Origin of the sequence: Clostridium yunnanense, assembly GCF_016595795.1 — a bacterium.
In the GTDB taxonomy this organism is placed as follows: Bacteria; Bacillota; Clostridia; order Clostridiales; family Clostridiaceae; genus Clostridium_AR; species Clostridium_AR yunnanense.
Map to the genome: position 1 here is coordinate 53,292 of NZ_JAENHN010000065.1, position 18,368 is coordinate 71,659.

18 protein-coding genes are annotated in these 18,368 nt (G+C 31.1%); 14 read left to right on the forward strand and 4 right to left on the reverse strand.

Annotation, left to right across the window (positions count from 1 at the left end; translation table 11 throughout):
- Positions 1-99 precede the first annotated feature (99 nt).
- Entirely contained in the window at positions 100-285 is a 186-nt protein-coding gene (locus tag JHL18_RS23490; RefSeq protein ID WP_200273841.1) for a hypothetical protein, read from the forward strand.
- 206 nt (positions 286-491) lie between these two features.
- Here JHL18_RS23490 and JHL18_RS23495 read toward each other — a convergent pair whose 3' ends face one another.
- Complete coding sequence (locus tag JHL18_RS23495; protein WP_200273843.1) at positions 492-1,412, reverse strand: CPBP family intramembrane glutamic endopeptidase; 921 nt, start codon at positions 1,410-1,412, stop codon at positions 492-494.
- Between the two features lie 158 nt (positions 1,413-1,570).
- A complete protein-coding gene (locus JHL18_RS23500) occupies positions 1,571-2,395 on the reverse strand; it encodes an MBL fold metallo-hydrolase (RefSeq protein ID WP_200273845.1) in 825 nt (274 codons plus the stop codon).
- A 341-nt stretch (positions 2,396-2,736) separates the two neighbouring features.
- Between JHL18_RS23500 and JHL18_RS23505 the strand changes: the two genes are divergently transcribed.
- From JHL18_RS23505 to JHL18_RS23560, 12 genes are all read left to right on the forward strand, one after another.
- On the forward strand, positions 2,737-3,597 hold the full coding sequence (locus tag JHL18_RS23505) for a hypothetical protein (protein WP_200273847.1): 861 nt from the start codon (positions 2,737-2,739) through the stop codon (positions 3,595-3,597).
- A 7-nt stretch (positions 3,598-3,604) separates the two neighbouring features.
- Positions 3,605-4,402 carry a sugar phosphate isomerase/epimerase family protein gene (locus JHL18_RS23510; RefSeq protein WP_200273873.1) on the forward strand — a complete coding sequence of 266 codons (798 nt, stop codon included), beginning with the start codon at positions 3,605-3,607 and terminating at the stop codon, positions 4,400-4,402.
- Between the two features lie 128 nt (positions 4,403-4,530).
- Positions 4,531-5,823, forward strand: a complete 1,293-nt coding sequence (tig, locus tag JHL18_RS23515) for a trigger factor (protein WP_200273849.1) — start codon at positions 4,531-4,533, stop codon at positions 5,821-5,823.
- A gap of 431 nt (positions 5,824-6,254) precedes the next feature.
- On the forward strand, positions 6,255-6,857 hold the full coding sequence (clpP, locus tag JHL18_RS23520; RefSeq protein WP_200273851.1) for an ATP-dependent Clp endopeptidase proteolytic subunit ClpP: 603 nt from the start codon (positions 6,255-6,257) through the stop codon (positions 6,855-6,857).
- A gap of 32 nt (positions 6,858-6,889) precedes the next feature.
- On the forward strand, positions 6,890-8,185 hold the full coding sequence (gene clpX, locus JHL18_RS23525; RefSeq protein WP_200273853.1) for an ATP-dependent Clp protease ATP-binding subunit ClpX: 1,296 nt from the start codon (positions 6,890-6,892) through the stop codon (positions 8,183-8,185).
- A 206-nt stretch (positions 8,186-8,391) separates the two neighbouring features.
- Positions 8,392-10,074, forward strand: coding sequence for an ATP-dependent protease LonB (lonB, locus tag JHL18_RS23530; protein WP_200273855.1), 1,683 nt, complete (start codon positions 8,392-8,394; stop codon positions 10,072-10,074).
- A gap of 128 nt (positions 10,075-10,202) precedes the next feature.
- Positions 10,203-12,551, forward strand: a complete 2,349-nt coding sequence (lon, locus tag JHL18_RS23535) for an endopeptidase La (RefSeq protein ID WP_200273857.1) — start codon at positions 10,203-10,205, stop codon at positions 12,549-12,551.
- The gene (gene yihA, locus JHL18_RS23540) at positions 12,541-13,149 is read left to right on the forward strand and encodes a ribosome biogenesis GTP-binding protein YihA/YsxC (RefSeq protein ID WP_200273859.1); all 609 of its coding nucleotides are present in this window, start codon (positions 12,541-12,543) and stop codon (positions 13,147-13,149) included. The genes lon and yihA overlap by 11 nt, the downstream gene beginning before the upstream one ends.
- A gap of 215 nt (positions 13,150-13,364) precedes the next feature.
- A complete protein-coding gene (locus tag JHL18_RS26120) occupies positions 13,365-13,817 on the forward strand; it encodes a hypothetical protein (protein ID WP_243278144.1) in 453 nt (150 codons plus the stop codon).
- Between the two features lie 50 nt (positions 13,818-13,867).
- On the forward strand, positions 13,868-14,143 hold the full coding sequence (locus JHL18_RS23550) for a hypothetical protein (protein WP_200273861.1): 276 nt from the start codon (positions 13,868-13,870) through the stop codon (positions 14,141-14,143).
- A gap of 44 nt (positions 14,144-14,187) precedes the next feature.
- Positions 14,188-14,424, forward strand: a complete 237-nt coding sequence (locus JHL18_RS23555) for a hypothetical protein (RefSeq protein ID WP_200273863.1) — start codon at positions 14,188-14,190, stop codon at positions 14,422-14,424.
- An 83-nt stretch (positions 14,425-14,507) separates the two neighbouring features.
- Positions 14,508-15,116: a hypothetical protein gene (locus JHL18_RS23560; protein ID WP_200273865.1), complete on the forward strand. Its 609-nt coding sequence runs from the start codon at positions 14,508-14,510 to the stop codon at positions 15,114-15,116.
- A 141-nt stretch (positions 15,117-15,257) separates the two neighbouring features.
- On the opposite strand, the gene JHL18_RS23565 is transcribed toward JHL18_RS23560, so the two are convergent.
- Complete coding sequence (locus JHL18_RS23565) at positions 15,258-16,214, reverse strand: FG-GAP repeat domain-containing protein (protein ID WP_200273867.1); 957 nt, start codon at positions 16,212-16,214, stop codon at positions 15,258-15,260.
- Between the two features lie 88 nt (positions 16,215-16,302).
- Between JHL18_RS23565 and JHL18_RS23570 the strand changes: the two genes are divergently transcribed.
- Entirely contained in the window at positions 16,303-17,538 is a 1,236-nt protein-coding gene (locus JHL18_RS23570) for an ABC transporter substrate-binding protein (RefSeq protein WP_200273869.1), read from the forward strand.
- 16 nt (positions 17,539-17,554) lie between these two features.
- Here JHL18_RS23570 and perR read toward each other — a convergent pair whose 3' ends face one another.
- Positions 17,555-17,968: a transcriptional regulator PerR gene (gene perR / locus JHL18_RS23575; RefSeq protein ID WP_200273871.1), complete on the reverse strand. Its 414-nt coding sequence runs from the start codon at positions 17,966-17,968 to the stop codon at positions 17,555-17,557.
- Positions 17,969-18,368 lie beyond the last annotated feature (400 nt).

Here is an 18,368-nt window from a genome sequence, read left to right on the forward strand (position 1 = left end):
ATGGGGATTAAATACTATTTAATTGACTTATTTTAAAAGGTTATATAAACTTTAGTATGTAAGTTGAATTATCATTTATAAGTCGAGGTGCATAGAGATATGATTCAAATAGCAAAAAAGTCTTTTCTTAAAGATACTCCAGATTATGAAGATTACAGCGAAAACATAGTAACGCTTACAGCTGATGAAGCAAAAGGATTAGGTATTAGCTTAGGTTGTTGCAAAAATAACGGCAGTTGTGATAGTTGCGGAGGATGTTCATCAAAAGGGTGTTGCAATAAATAATAAATAATTAATATATAAAGGGAAGTCGTTTGACTTCCCTTTATATATTCTATGCTTGTAATTATTATTTATGGTGAATAGTAAGTTTTTTAGTCTATATTTTTCTAAAATGATTTATACGAAGAGGTGTATCTCATATATTAAAATAACTATAATATAAGTTGTTTTTAGCTTTACAAAGTATACTTATACAATATGAATTAAATCTACAAACTGAAGTTTGAAGATATCCCAATGTTTTTCTTTTTTATAAGGAAAATTAATACAACGATTGTGATGATACTTATTAATGTATCTGCTAGTCCACCTTCTGGGCCAAATAATCCACCATTAATTAAGTTGTTTGCCTTATAGTTAATGAAAGCTAAAGTGTTACCAGAGGCATGGGTTCCGCTTACTAAAAAGCCATATATGTTACCTTCTGCAAAATTCCAAGCACTATGCAGTGCGCAAGAGGCCCAAAGACTTTCTGTATATAATGCTAAAAGTGCAGCTATCATTCCAAATAGAATCAAGTTTATAAAAGCTAGCAAGGATATTCCAGGATTAAAAAGGTGAAGGGCTGCAAAAATCAATGAAGATACTAATACACCAACTATTACATTATATTTAGAGATAATTGCTTGTAATGCAAAACCTCTAATTAAGATCTCTTCTGAGGCACCCTGAATAATCCAAGAAAGTATAACTACTAAAAAACTTAGGGTGTTATAAAAAGTAAAATTACCTTTAAAGATTTGAGCATTATTAGTGACACATAAAAACACAGCCTCTAAGGACATCAATAATAAGCCTAACAGAAATCCGTATATATAATTTGAACCAAAGCCACTTTTATGAAATCCCAGTGATATAGGTTTTCTCTTTTCATATAAGTATATCCAAAGAAAGCATATAAAGATTGAAATGGAAGTTGTTAGAATCATTACATAATTGCTTCCAATAAGGTTTTCTTGCCTAAATGGTGTTTTAGTGTAAAGAAATATTAAACCTAAAAGAATTCCACCCAATATTTGAGCAAGGAAGACAAAAACAAATGAAAGTACTACTACAAGAATTAATGGAGTAGATCTTATTCCTGATTTTGAATCAGTAATAAATCTATTATTATTAAAATAATTAGCCATAAAAACCTCCTTAAATTTATAGTAAAATTATACTATTCATTAGAGGTATATAGAACCAAAGGTAGAGTTATTGTTGACAGTATGATTTGTGAAAATATAAAAAATATGCGAATATACAAAGTAAGTTGATGTATATTCGCATGCAAAATCTAAATAGTTTACTCTTCTTTAATAATTTCTAAATCAATTTCATCTAAATCAGATGGGACAATAAGGTTATCACTAAAGAAGTACCTTCCTTCAGCACAATAGTATTCTGGTTTGCTTATGTAGTTTTTATCTTCTGTATGAATTAAGATTAAGTTTTTTATGTTAAGTTTTCTTCCGTTTTCACAGGCTTCCTTAACTGTAGTGTGATGTTTTTCATAGGGTTTAAACAAATCCCTCTCTTCAAATAAACAAAAAGCTTCATGCATCATAAAATCAGAATTTAGGCAGTGTTTTTCAAGTTCTTCTTTATAAGGCTCATCGCCAATAAATGTAAACGTGATGCCTTCTGTATCTTCAAGCTTAAAGCCGTATTGAAGACGTTTTTTACTATTTATATCAAAAAAAGTGAAATCACAATCTATTATAGATTTCTTTTCATTGTCGTTTACAGGAATGAAAAATATTCGATCATCAAAAAAGCTCGTGAATTTTTCCTCTAACATAAGACTGCAAATTTGTTTCGCAACCTCTAATACATCAGAATGTCCAAAAAAGTTAAGATTTCCAAAGTATTTGTCGTTTATCATTGATTGAGCGATGGCTCTCACAATCCAAGTAATGCCTGCTATGTGATCGTTATGAGTATGAGATATAAAAATATTATGTATTTTTGTAATAGGTATATTTAGCTTTTCTAAATTAGTCAGTAAGGTGTTTCCACCACCAGTATCTACTAGAAGGTGTTCACCTGCCATATTAGAAATTGTAAAACACGTATTGTAGCACTTGGTTACCATAGCGCTTCCAGTGCCTAAAATGTGCAATTTCGTCATATTGACCTCCAATCATAATTAGGTAAGTTATAGTCTATTATACATTAAGATATGAATTTTTACAAAAATTATTATTAATTTTCACATCATTAAGGTATAATATATATGGTCAAATAAGATAGTTTGTTTTATATTATACACAAAATTATATTTATTAAATAAATTCTGTATATATAAGCGCATAATAACATAAAAAATATTAAATAATTGGACTAATAAAATATGATGTTAATTTAAGTGGAAATATTTATAAATTATTTATAAGACTTAATAAACTTTATTGTAACTTATGTAAATTTAATTTGTAATAAAATAATAAAATTAACTAGGAGGGAATAACTTTGGGAAAACCTAGTATATTCAGTAAAGAGTATGAAAGAAAGATGAAAAGAAGAAAGAGGCTAGTATCTACTTTGCTATTGGTAGTGATTGTTATAGGAGTACTTGCATTTGCAGCTACAAAAATCAATTTTAAGAATGATATTAAAAACAAGGTATCATCTATATTTACAAACAAAACTAATAAAGATAAGACTTCAACTAATAATGATAAAGAAGCTGCTACTAAACCAAAGGATGACTCAAATAAAGATAACAATAAACAATCAGATTCAAATACTTCAAAAGACACTGCTAAAAATAATAATGAAGAAAAGAAGCAAGATGAAGATAAGTATATAGAGGTTACATTAGCAAGTGGAACGGTATCAAAAGTGTTCTATGACGAAATTGAAGGGACTAAAAAGTATAAATATCTTGATCCTATTGATGGTGGAGTGACTTTTGATATAAGCCCATCTCAAAATGCTATGCTTATAAATGAGGTAAATACACAACAAATGAAAGTTATTGGCAGTGATGGACAACAAAAAGAAATTACTAAAGCTTCTTATGTTACTAAGGATGGTAGGACTTTTAGTCGAGAATCTATAATGAAACAATATCCTGGATACTTATGGTCAGTTAATGCAAAATTTATAGATGATAAACATGTAGCATATGTGAGTCAATTACCATGGTTTGGAGTGCCCGATCTTTATGCTTATATTTGGATTGTAGATATAAACTCTGGCGAGCATAGAGCCGTAATGAACATAAAAGCTAAAAATTTAACTATATCAAACTTGGCAGCAGATGGACTTCATATAAAAGCTGATGACGAAGAAAAGATCATTAATGTACAACAGCTAATAGGTGGTTAAAGTTATGATGGAGATAGGATTGTCTTCTGCATGCTTTTATCCTAAAGTTCTTGCAGAAGATAGCATTAATATTATGAAGAAAATCGGGTTTGATTCAGGAGAAGTGTTTTTAAATACATTCTCTGAATATGAAGAAGATTTTATATTGAAAATTAAAGAACAGTGCGAAAAGAATGAGTTTAATATAAATTCAGTCCATATATATAGCACAATGGTTGAGCCTTTTTTATTTGATGCATATAAAAGGCGTCGAGAAGATATGATGAAAATGTTTAAAAAAGTTTGTAAAGCTATAAATATATTAGGTGGAAGTAAAATATACACGTTCCATGGTATGAGAAAAATAGACTCTTTGAATTTAGATTATGATTTAATCATAGATATGTACAATAGGCTTACGTATTGTGCTGGAGAAAATAATGTAAAATTAGCACAAGAAAATGTGTCTTGGTGTATGTCTTCTGATTTAGAGTATCTGAGTATATTGAAGGAACAGGTTAGATATCCACTATACTATACCTTAGATTTGAAACAATGTTATAAGTCAAATATAGAGCCACAAGAATACATTAATGTAATGGGTAAAGAAATTTGTAATTTTCATATAAATGATAAAAGCGAAAGTGAGAGTTGTATGCTTCCTGGTAAAGGGAATATAGACTACAGAAGAATTTTTAATAGTTTAAATGATATAAATTATAAAGGCAGGGCAATAATTGAAGTGTATGGAGATAATTATAAGTCTTATGATGAAATTTTAGAAAGTAAGGTTTATTTGGATAAACTTATAAAAACCATACAATAATAACATAGGTAGAAGTTAATGGGTGTTTTAGTTAATATTATAAAGAAATGTTTGTAAATAAAAGAAGTAATGTGTTATAATATCTAAGTCTAAAGACGATTAGTACACTTTTTAGGAGGAATTTTATAATGGACGTTAAAATGGAAAAAATAGAGGCAAATATAGTGAAATTTGAAGTGAAGGTTGAAGCAAAGAAATTCGATGAAGCTTTAAATAAAGCATACAAAAAAAATATAAAGAAATTTAATATACCAGGATTCAGAAAAGGTAAAGCCCCAATGAATATGGTAAAACAATACTATGGTATCGGAGCATTACTTGAAGATGCTATAAACATTGCTATAGATGAAACATATCCTGAAGTTTTAACAAACAATAACATAAAGCCAATAGATTATCCAAAGATAGATGTTTTAGAAGTAGAAGAAGGAAAAGACTTAGTTTACACAGCTGAAGTTACTGTTTACCCTGAAGTTGAACTAGGACAATACAAGGGCGTTGAAGTTAAGAAAGTTTCATATGAAGTTTCAGAAGAAGAAGTAGAAAAGCAACTAAAAGCAATGCAAGAAAAGAATGCAAGAATCGAAACAAAGACTGAAGGATCTGTTGAAAAAGGAAATATAGTAACTATAGATTTTAAAGGATTTGTTGATGGAATAGCTTTCGAAGGTGGAGAAGCAACTGACTATTCATTAGAAATAGGTTCAGGTACGTTTATAGATACTTTTGAAGATCAATTAGTAGGAGCTACTGTTGGAGAAAAGAAAGATGTAAATGTTACTTTCCCAGAAAACTACGGTAAAGAAGATTTAAATGGTAAACCAGCAGTTTTTGAAGTAACTGTAAAAGAAATTAAAGCAAAAGAACTTCCAGAATTAGATGATGAATTTGCAAAAGAAGTTTCAGAATTTGATACTATCGAAGAAGTAAAAGCTGATATGAGAAAGAAAATAGCTGATTCAAATGAGCAAAGAGCAAAGAAAGAATTTGAAGAAGCTGTAGTTACTGCTGTAGTAGAAAATGCAAAAGTAGAAGTTCCTTCTGTTATGGTTGATAGAGAAGTAGAAGCTATGGTTAAGGATTTAGAAAACAGACTTAGCTATCAAGGATTAACACTTGCACAATATTACGAATTCACTGCAAGCAGTGAAGAACAAATGAAAGCTTATATGCAAGAAAGTGCTGTTAAGAAGGTTAAGACTGATTTAGTTCTTGATAAAGTAGCTGGTACTGAAGCTGTAGATGCTACTGAAGAAGAAATGAAAGCAAAAGCAGTTGAATTAGCTAAGATGTACAATGCTGGTGAATCAGAAAAAATGGCTGAAATATTATTAAAAGGTCAAGAACAAGTTATAAAACTAGAAGTTGTTACAGAAAAAACTGTAAAATTATTAGTAGACAATGCTAAGGTAACTGAATAATATAATGTATATATGGATTGCCAGAAGAAATTCTGGCAATCATTTTAAATATATAAGTTTGGGTATAGATAGGTATAAAAAATTCATTATTACTTAATTTAAAACAATTTACAAATAAATAAGCTATTTATGAAGATAAATATAAATTTATTTTCATTATTAATTATATTTAGCTTTTAATAAATAGGTAAAGCTAGATATTAATATATTAAAAGTTACATTATTAAGTTATATAATGTATAAGTTGTGTGAAAAGTTACTAGAATATAAAAGGTATATAAGTACTTTAAATATGAAAATGAATATTTTTTACATTAACTTATATATATTGATTAACAAATGATAAAATATTTTATATAATTTAATTATAATAAATTATCAAAATAGGATATATTATAAATATAGTGTTTTGAATTGAAGGAGGATTGTATATGAGTTTAGTCCCTATGGTAATTGAACAAACAAACAGAGGAGAAAGAAGTTACGATATATTCTCAAGACTTCTAAAAGATAGGATTATTATGCTGAACGGTGAGGTAAATGATGTTTCAGCTAGCTTAATTGTAGCCCAATTATTATTCCTTGAAAGTGAAGATCCTGATAAAGATATATATTTATACATAAATAGTCCAGGAGGATCAATTACATCCGGAATGGCTATATATGATACTATGCAGTATATAAAGTCTGATGTAGCAACTATATGTATTGGAATGGCAGCTTCAATGGGATCATTTCTTCTTTCATCAGGTGCAAAAGGTAAGAGATTTGCTCTACCTAACAGTGAAATAATGATTCATCAACCACTTGGTGGATTCCAAGGTCAAGCAACAGATATAGATATACATGCGAGAAGAATACTTAGGATTAAAGATGATCTAAATAGAATCTTAAGTGAAAATACAGGGAAACCGTTAGAAAAGATCAAAGCTGATGTTGAAAGAGATTACTTTATGAGTGCTGATGAAGCAGCAGAGTATGGATTAGTAGATAAAGTTATAAGAAAAAATGAAGAGGTGAAAAATAAAGAATAGTTTCTTTGTTTGACCTTAGTGAGGTGTAGTTAATGGCTAAATACGAAGACAAAAAGCAGTTAAGATGCTCCTTCTGTGGCAAGAATCAAGATCAGGTTAAAAGGCTGATTGCTGGGCCAGGTGTATATATATGTGATGAATGTATCGAATTATGTTCTGAAATAATTGCAGATGAATTTGAGGAAAGCATCCAATTTGATTCAACTAGTTTACCAAAGCCAGTTGAAATAAAAGGCTATTTAGATCAATATGTTATTGGTCAAGAAGCTGCTAAAAAAGCACTATCAGTAGCAGTATATAACCATTACAAGAGAATAAATTCAAACGAAGCAGAAGATGACATTGAATTGCAAAAAAGTAATATATTACTTTTAGGACCAACAGGATCAGGTAAAACATTGCTTGCTCAAACACTTGCAAAGTTTTTAAATGTTCCATTTGCTATAGCAGATGCAACTACATTAACTGAGGCAGGATATGTTGGAGAAGATGTAGAAAATATACTTTTAAAGCTTATTCAAAATGCTGATTATGATGTTGAAAGAGCTGAAAAAGGTATAATATATATCGATGAAGTTGATAAGATAGCAAGAAAGTCAGAAAACCCATCAATTACAAGAGATGTATCAGGTGAAGGTGTTCAACAGGCATTATTAAAGATACTTGAAGGCACAGTTGCTTCAGTTCCTCCTCAAGGTGGAAGAAAGCATCCGCATCAAGAGTTCATACAAATAAACACTAGTAATATTTTGTTTATTTGCGGTGGAGCGTTTGATGGAATTGATAAGATTATAGAAAAAAGAACTAGCAAGAGTGCTATTGGATTTGGAGCTAATGTTCAATCTAAAGAACAAAAAGATATTGGTAAGCTATTGAGAGATATAATGCCTGGAGATCTTTTGAAGTTTGGTTTGATCCCGGAATTTGTTGGTAGATTACCAATTGTAGTAACTTTAGAGTCATTGGATAAAGGTGCTTTAGTTAATATACTAACAACTCCAAAAAATGCGCTTGTAAAACAATATAAGAAGTTATTTGAACTTGATAACGTAGATTTAGAGTTCAATGAACAGGCCTTACAGGCAATAGCTGAAGAGGCTATAAAGAGAAATACAGGTGCTAGAGGACTTAGAGCTATAGTGGAAGAGATGATGACTAATATAATGTTCGATATCCCTTCACAAGACAATATAGTAAAAGTTACTGTAACTGAAGATTCTGTTAAAGATAAGAAGGAACCTGATGTTATTCTTCTTGCAGAGGGAGAAACAAGACCTGTATTAAAGGCAAAGAAAGCTAAACCTAAAAAAGGTATAGAATCTGCATAAAAAGCTGACGACTTGTTCGTCAGCTTTTTTTCTATATAGGAAGGTATAATGAAGAAATATATGACTATTTTATTTAAATGTGAAAGATAAAATATCAAACAGTAATAAATTATATAGATTATTACCAGTATATGGGTTATATTCTATGTTTTATATGTACATAATACAAAAGAGAAAGCTTAGAAAGTATTAAGGTGGTGCATATAATGACAAATATACTTATTTTACTTCAGGTAGTAATGCTTGTATTACTATTTATCTTTATGATAAACAATACTGGTAATCAAAGAAACAATAAAGTAGTCATTGATAAAGAAAATCATAAAGAGTTAGATAAGTTGAATAAATTAAGAGAGATAAAACTTACCCAACCCTTAACAGAAAAAAGCAGGCCAAAAAGTTTTGATGAGATAATAGGTCAAGAAAAGGGTATAAAGGCCTTAAAGGCAGCATTATGTGGAGCAAATCCACAGCACGTTATAATATATGGCCCCCCTGGAGTTGGTAAGACAGCAGCCGCTAGATTGGTTTTAGAAGAAGCTAAGAAAAGTAAAAATTCACCTTTTAGAAATTTAGCTAAATTCGTAGAAATTGATGCAACCACTCTAAGATTTGATGAAAGAGGAATAGCAGATCCTTTAATTGGATCTGTGCATGATCCAATTTATCAAGGTGCAGGAACTCTAGGTATAGCTGGGATACCTCAACCTAAACCAGGTGCGGTTACTAAGGCACATGGAGGCGTTTTATTTATAGATGAGATTGGAGAGTTACATCCTATTCAGTTAAATAAACTTTTAAAGGTGCTTGAGGATAGAAAAGTGTTTTTAGATAGTGCTTACTTCAGTTCAGAAGATCCTAATATGCCGACTTATATAAAAGAGGTTTTTGAGAAAGGTCTTCCAGCTGACTTTAGATTGATTGGGGCTACAACAAGAAATCCTGATGAGATAGTTCCGGCAATTAGATCAAGATGTGTTGAGATATTTTTTAGAGCTTTATTACCTGACGAGATAAAGCAGATAGCTGACAATGCTGTTAAAAAAGTAGGATTAAATATATGTGACAATGGTTTAGATATAGTTAGTAGATACTGTTCTAATGGAAGAGAAGTAGTGAATTTGATTCAGCTGTGCTCAGGGCTAGCTATTAACGATGGAAGAGAAGAGATTACAGAAGAAGATATAGAATGGGTTGTTGAGAATGGTCAGTATTCCTTAAGACCTGAGAAGATGATAGGGGCTAAGCCTAAAGTTGGGGTAGTTAATGGATTGGCTGTTTATGGTGCGAATATGGGTACTATAATAGAAATAGAGGCTAGTGCTAAAAAAGTAATAGGAAGAAAAGGTTCTCTAAAAATCACTGGAATTATTGAAGAAGAAGAAATAACGTCTTCTAATAGAAAGGTAAAGAGAAAAAGTACTGCTTATTGTTCTGTAGAAAATGTTTTGACAGTTCTAAACAATAACTTTGATATAGAATGCGATAATTACGATATTCATATAAACTTCTTAGGTGGAGTGCCTATTGATGGACCATCAGCTGGTATTAGTATAGCAACTGCTGTATATAGTGCGATTAAAAACATCCCTGTAAGCAATTATGTGGCTATGACTGGAGAAATTTCATTACAAGGTTTAGTAAAACCTATAGGTGGTGTCAATGCAAAGATTTCAGCTGCTCAAAAGGCAGGGGCAAAAATAGCTATCATACCAAGCGAGAATTATAGTCAATCTTTTGATTCATTGGAAGGAATAAAAGTAAAGCCTGTTGACAATATTGTAGAGGTAATAAACTTGGCATTGACTAATATATGTGATAAAATAGGTAATAATACCCCTACGGAGCAATCAGTAGAGGTCTTATCTGCAAGATCACTGAACAATTAATATAAGTGCTGCTGATATCAGCAGCACTTATTGTGTTAAAACTAATACTAATATTTATTGAAAAGTAACCATATTATGTGTATACTAAATAGGTCTAATTGATAAAATTAATTATGGAGGGGAGAAGCATGAATAGAGAAAAGAAAGTTCTTCCTTTAATTCCTCTTAGAGGAATAACCATTTTTCCGAATATGGTTATTCATTTTGATGTAGGTAGAGAGAAATCCATTGCTGCTTTAGAAGAAGCGATGTTAAATAATCAGCAAATTTTCCTTGCGACTCAAAAGGATGCTAAGATTGAAGAACCAGTAAAAGAGGATATTTACGAAGTAGGAACACTTAGTACAATTAAACAACTTCTAAAATTACCAGGGGATACAACTAGGGTTTTAGTAGAAGGCACTAATAGAGGAAAGATACTTTCACTAACCAATGGTGAAGAGTTCTTTACTGTTGAAGCAGAAATATATATTGAAGATGAAGAACAAGAATTAAGTGAAAAAGTATCTTTAGAGATTGAGGCGCTTACAAGATCGCTAAAAGATGATTTTTCTGATTACTTGAATTTATCTGGAAATACATCTGCAGATATAATACTTTCATTGGACGAAATAGAAAACTCAGCAAGATTAGCTGATGTAGTTGCTTCATATTTGTTATTAAAACAAGAAGTAAGACAAGAATTGCTTGAGTCCTTTGATGTTAAGAAGAGATTAGAAAAGTTACTTGTAATATTAAAAAATGAGATAGAAGTTTTGAAGATAGAGAAGAAAATTGGCTATAAAGTAAAGAAAAAGATGGATAAACTTCAAAAGGAATACTATCTTCGTGAGCAAATGAAGATTATACAAGAAGAGCTAGGAGAAGACGACGAGGATAGAAAAGAAATAGAAGCATATGAAAGCAAGATTAAGAAGCTCAAACTTCCTAAAGAAGCTAAAGAAAGAGCTCTTTATGAATTGTCAAGATTAAAGTCTTCTGGAAGCTATTCATCTGAAGGAAATGTTATAAGAACTTATTTAGATTTGATACTAGACTTACCTTGGAATAAGCAAACTAAAGATGCAGTAGATATAAAAAAATCAAGAGAAATTCTTCAGGAAGATCATTATGGATTAGAAGATGTAAAAGAAAGAATAATAGAGTATCTTTCAGTTAGAAAGGTAAGCAATACGTTAAAAGGACCTATAATTTGTTTAGTTGGGCCTCCTGGGGTTGGTAAAACTTCCATAGCAAGAAGCGTAGCAAGAGCACTTAACAGAAACTTCGTTAGAATGTCTTTAGGTGGAGTAAGAGACGAAGCAGAGATAAGAGGCCATAGAAAGACATATGTAGGAGCTATTCCAGGAAGAATAGTTAATGGTATGAAACAAGCTAAATCTATGAATCCTCTATTCTTATTAGATGAAATTGATAAAATGGCAAATGATTATAAAGGTGATCCTGCAGATGCACTTTTAGAAGTTCTAGATGCTGAACAAAATTCCACATTCAGAGATAATTATCTAGAAATTGAAATGGATTTGTCAAATGTTATGTTTTTGACAACAGCCAATTCACTAGATACTATCCCTAGACCTTTACTTGATAGAATGGAAATAATTGAAGTATCTGGTTATACTTACGAAGAAAAATATCATATTGTAAAAAAATATTTGATACCTAAGCAATTAGAAGAGCATGGAATAAAGAATAATGAGATTAAGATAACAGATAACTCAATAAAGAGTATTATTGAAGGCTACACAAGAGAATCTGGAGTTAGAAGTCTTGAAAGAAAAATAGGAAGTATAATAAGAAAAGCTATCAAAGAAATGATGGAGAAGGAAAAGACTAGTGTTCTTGTTACTCCACCAGTAGTAGAGAAGTACCTGGGACCAAAAGTATTCAACTATGATAAGGTTGATAAAGAGGATAAAGTTGGAGTTGTTACTGGAATGGCTTGGACTGCATACGGTGGTGATACATTACCTGTAGAAGTCATGGTTATGGACGGTACTGGTAAATTGGAGCTTACAGGGCAGCTTGGAGATGTTATGAAAGAATCCGCAAGAGCGGGATACACGTACGTAAGAGCCAATGCTAAAAAGCTTAATATTGATGGTGATTTCTATAAATCTAAAGATATTCATATACATGTACCTGAAGGAGCCGTGCCTAAAGATGGTCCGTCTGCTGGTGTTACAATGATAACTGCTTTAGTTTCTGCACTTTCTGAAAAGAAGGTAAAGAGCAATGTTGCTATGACCGGTGAAATTACTCTTACTGGAAGAGTACTTCCTATTGGTGGACTTAAAGAAAAGAGTTTAGCGGCATATAGAGCTGGTATAGATACTGTTATAGTACCTAAAGAAAATGAAAAAGATATTACAAAAATACCTCAGAGTATAAAAGGAAAGTTAAACTTTATACTTGCCGAAAAAATTGATACAGTACTGGAAAATGCATTAGTTGGAGCTGATAATAATGAAGATTAAAACATCAGAATTTATTACATCCGCAGTTAGAAGAGAACAATATCCTACAGATGAAAGAATAGAAGTTGCGTTTGTTGGAAGATCTAACGTAGGTAAGTCATCTATAATAAATTCAATTACAAACAGAAGAGGACTGGCGAAGGTTAGTCAAACACCAGGAAAAACTAGATTAATAAATTTCTTTTTAATTAACAATGATTTTTATTTAGTAGATTTACCTGGTTATGGTTACGCAAAAGTATCAAAAAAAGAAAAAGCTACTTGGGGACAGATAATAGAAACTTACCTTAATTCAAGATTACAACTAAAGAGAGTGGTTCTTCTAGTTGACTGTAGACATAAGCCTACTGGGGATGATATCATGATGTATGATTGGATTAAGCACTATGGTTATGATGTAATAGTTATAGCTACCAAAAGTGATAAGTTATCTAATAATGATCTAAAGAAAAGTGAAAAAGTGATAAGAGATACCCTTAAATTAAAAGCTGATGAAAAGCTATATTACTTCTCATCATTAAATAAAAAGGGTAGAGATGAACTTGTAGATTCAATTTTTGATGATATAGTACTAAGCGAAATAAGCGAAGAAAAATAACTTAATATAATGCAAAAACATCAAGTCTTTTAAGATTTGATGTTTTTTTAATTTACTTCACTATCTAATAAAGCACAGAGTCATATTAAGGAATTTTGATAATATATTCTTTTTGTTTTAATTTTATTCCATAAAGTAGTGTCAATTTCATCCTGGGAGAATAGTATATACTATAAAACCAAATAAATCCATTTTAACAAAAAGGAGGAAGATTTATGGAACTAAATGAAATCCTAAATGGATTAACAGGCGGCAATGATTGTGATCGTGATGATAACTGTGGCTCAGGAAATAGGGGCTTTGGAGGATCATGGATCTGGATAATATTCTTACTACTAATTTTCTGTGGCTATGGTAATGGTGGCTGCGGTGGTTACGGTGGAGGATATGGTGCTGGCGCTATAAATCCATGTTGCTGTAATGTTAAGAAGACTAAACATGGTTGCTGTAAGCAAACATGCTATTACCCACAATACGACCCATGCTGCTCTGGTGGCGGATATGGTGGCGGATACGGTGGATTCGGCGGTGGCGGATGTGGCTTTGGTGGCTACGGAAGCAACTGGATATGGTTTATACTAATAATACTATTCTTCGTATGTGGCGGAGGATTTGGAAGAAGAAACAACTGTGGATGTAATGACAATAATGTATGTGTAAATGATTAAATTATCAAGAAACAAAAGTATAAAAAAAAGTATGATAGGAGGATTTAATTATGTCTAAGAGAAAAGGATGCTGCTGTAGCGGAATGAACCCTTATGCTGGTGGATACGGACCTGGAATCGGTGGATTTGGTGGCCAAGGAATAGGTGGGGGAATAGGTGGATGTAGCCCATGTACAATAGCTATATTACTTCTAATATTCCAATATTCTGGATTACTATGCAACAATAAAGGCTTCCTACTAATATTATTATTCTTATTATGTGGATGCGGCGGTTTTGCAGGTAACAGAGGTGGAGCTGGATTCTTCCAACCAAGATGCTGCTAGAATTTTAAAGTGATTTTATAATGCTAGGGAAAGGAGAGTAAGATATGTGCAATAGTTGTTGCAACTATGGATATCCTGTAGTAAGTCCCCAGTATGGTTATTATCCTTATGGAAGAAATGGAAGTTATGATAGATGTGGTTGGTTAATAGCTTTCATTATCTTATGGATTTCCGGAGTATTATGTAATAAAAATGGGTTTATACTATTCTTATTATTCTGGCTATGCAGCGGTAAAGGCTGCAGTACACCATACGGTGGCTATGGATATGGCTATCGCTAGAATATAGATTGGAGGGCTATATGCCCTCCAAAAAAATATATAAAACTTTTAATACATACCAGTAATTAAATGGAGGGAGTATAATGCCAAAGCATAGACATAGAGGCAGAAGTGATAGTCCTGGTGGCATGAACAACATGGGGCCTATGGGTAACATGGGCAATATGGATAATATGGGCAACATGGGACCTATGGGTAATATGAACAATATGGGACCATTAGGAAATATGGGACCTTTGGGAAGTATATTAGGTAGTATGATGGGTGGAAATATGGGCCAAATGGGTGGAAATATGAATCCTTTAAGCTTTTTGACAGGTGGAGGATTGCCATTTCCGTTCAATATGAATTCTCAGTCCTCAGATATGTTTAATAATTTTGATCTTAACTCAATATCTTCACTATTTTCGTCTATGGCGCCAGAAGGAGGATTTGATTTAAATAACCTTGGTGCTATGTTTAATTCCTTTAGTGGAGCTAATAATAATAGTAATAGCAATTCCAATAGCAATAATAACAGTGGTTATGAGAGAAGGTCAGGAAAACATCATAATCATGGAGGGAATTATTCTGGAGGAGAAGATGGTAACATATCAATGTTGATGGCTATAAGGAGTTTTGTTGATCCAACTAGAGCAAGATTTATAGATAGAGTCATTGAAATGTATCAAGCAGGTGAAATAGATTATTAATATAATTATATGTGTATAAAAATGTATAATGCGGTTAATAATAATAATGTAGTTAGGAGAAATCTCCTATAGCTAAATGAAGTTAGACTTCATTAAAGCTAAAACCCCCCATCCCCCTTTTGGGTCGCGAAAGCGACCCTTTTAATTTTTTTGTATTTTTATAGAGTTTATGTTGAACTTGGTTCCTTCCTTCATCAAGTTGATTTTTATCTTTATTTGAGAAGGATCTCCTATACCTTGTGCAATAACTTTTTTAAAGTTTAAAGTCCATTGCAATTCAGTTGTTAAGCCTTGCTCGTCCCATTTTGAATCTGTAAAAAAGGCGTCTTGAAATTCATATATATAATTTTTTTTATCAAGCTTCCCGATTATAGCCATACTATCCTTATCTATGTCTGCAGTAAAAATATCGTAATTAGTATCAATCTCTCCAGAACTTTCAATAGTATCTATAAAAAGCAATACATTTTGAAGACCTGGTATGCTTAAGGTTTCTGAACTGACCTTCTTAAATGAGTCTCTTATTAGAATATATTGAGATACATTCATATCTTGACTTTTTAAATTCATAGAAATTAGTTTTGGAGTTTTGTTATTTTTAGAGTCTAAAATCCCTAGTACATTATTTGAGCCGAAATAAACGTCTTTATATTCACCGTTAACATATGAAAAAACGTGTTGTATAGGTACTTTATCTTGAGAAGATTGTACTAAGATTTCAGGGATTCTGTCTCTAGATAAATCTACAAGGGCAATATTCATAGGCCAAAAACTTGAGTACATACCAACTGTTCCGATCTTTTTATCAGGATCTAAGAAAAGAGTCTTTCCAGATGAATGGACTTCTATATAGTATCTATTATTTTTAGTGGAAATATATAGAATATCATCCTTACCATCACCATTTAAATCTTTCTTTATAGCTTTTTCATTTGATACCAATGAATTAGTGGTAACAGCTTGCTCACTAACATCTTTATTATCATGTGCTTTTAGTATATAGAATATTGAAATAAGTAGACCTATTAAAGTAATTAATAAGCATGAAACTAAGCAATAATAAAATTTTTTGTTTATACTTGGTAATTTAGTATTCATTTTTATCACCTCGTTAAAATTATATGAAAGAATCATAGAATAAATTAATTTACACAAAATAATATTAAGTTATTTTAGGAGGTGTATTATGAAAAAAATAAAAAACGTAATTTTTATAGTATTGATCATCATACTAAATTGTAATTTGGTATTTGGATGTTCAAAAGGAAAAGATGAACCAAAAGGAAAGTTAAGTATACTTATACAGAATAATGCTTCACAAGACGTAGATGTGATAAATACTCTAATAGCTAATTATAAAAAGGCTCACTCGCAAATAGAGATAAAGATTGAAAACATGACAGAAAATGAGAAAATTGAGAAGGTGACAGTTGATAAACCTGATTATGATGTTTTAATATGTGAAAGAAATATGATGATTAGTATGGCGCGACAAGGTTATTTATCTGATATATCAAGTAATGTAAGTAATAATAAGATGATTGATAAGTTTTATAATATTGTATCAACCTATGGAAGAATAGATGATAAATACTATGGTATTGGAGTTATGCCGTACTCTTTAAACTTCATATATAACAGACAACAAGCTGCTGGATATATTAAGGGGGCAGATGAAATAGATTTAATGTCTTTATTAAGGATGTCAAAGGAGAAGAATATTAAAATTCCAGTAGCACTTCCTAAAGAGATGGATATATCATTAGCTGTTGCTTCAATGATTGCAGATAATATAATCAATGAAGCTGATTTAGAAAAAAACTTTGATGTAGGACGGGAGAAATATAGTAAGTTTGGGAAGATGCAAGAAGTATTCAAATTTATGAATACTTTGTTTAAGGATTATGGTGTGAGTGCTGATAAGTTTGTATTAAGCGATAATAGTATAGTTAAAAAAGTAGAAAGTGGAGAAGTTCCATTTGCCTTAGTTACAACACTAAGTTCAAAGGAAATAGATGAGAGTAAGAATATTGCTGTAGTAAACAGTAATATTGTTGATGGTTCAAAAGTCAATCCTCCGGTAATAATAGATCACCTAGTTTGTCAATTGCAGAATGCAAAAAATAAGGATGAAGTTGTGAGATTCTTAGATTATTTATCTGATGATGAATCATATAAAACTCTTGGAAAAGAAGGTATTATTACTGGTAATAGGAGTGCTAATTCTCAACTTAAAGGACTTCAATCCCAAATGATATGGGCTATATCAGTAGCAAATGAAAATAATATTATATTTTATCACAATCTACCTTATAAAATGAAACCGCACATAATAGAACAAACTAAGAATCTAATAAATGGAGCATATAGTGGAAATGAGTGGCAGACTATTGTTGATAAGACATATACAGAAAAAAAATAAAGCTACATATGTAGCTTTATTTTTCTTGACATTCCTGACAAATACCATAGAAATAAACTTTGTTAGAAAGAACCTTGTATTTACTATGATTTTCAGCTTCTTTATTAAGTCCACCTAAATCTAATTGTTCTAAATCATCAACTCTACCACAGTTTACACATTGAATATGTGGATGTGGGGTTGAAAAAGCATCGTATCTAAAGTTTCCTTCACCTACGTTGATTTCTTGGACCAATCCAACTTCAACTAAAGTTTTTAATGCTTTATACACTGTAGCTAAACTCATAGTAGGATAGTCCTCTTGTAGAGCTTTGTAGATAACCTCTGCAGAAGGATGTTCCTTTGTTCCTTTTAAATATTTATATACAGCGATTCTCTGTGGTGTTAGCTTTAATTTTTTTTCTCTGAAGATACTTGTTATATTATCCATCTTCACCATCCTCATAATTGTGATATTTATATTATATAATAATTATTATTACTCGTCAAATAATACTACATAATAAGTGGCTAAATAGCGAAAAAAATTAAAAAAAGCTATTGTAATAATAAATGTTATCTGTTAAAATATAAACGAGGTTGTTAATTAATTAACAAATTTCAAAAGTCCATGTTCATTTTCTATTTATCCTTAAGAACAGTTTTGCTGTTCTTTTATTTTTTGAAAATTATAAGTTTATATAAAAAATCACTGAAGAAAACCGCGAGGGCACTGAAAAACTTTAGTTTTTCAGGAGCGATTTATTTAAATAGTTTAAAAGTAGCTGATAAAACTAAGAGTTTTTAGTTTTATCAGCTGCTTTGTTTTAAAAACTGCTTAAGTTAATTGG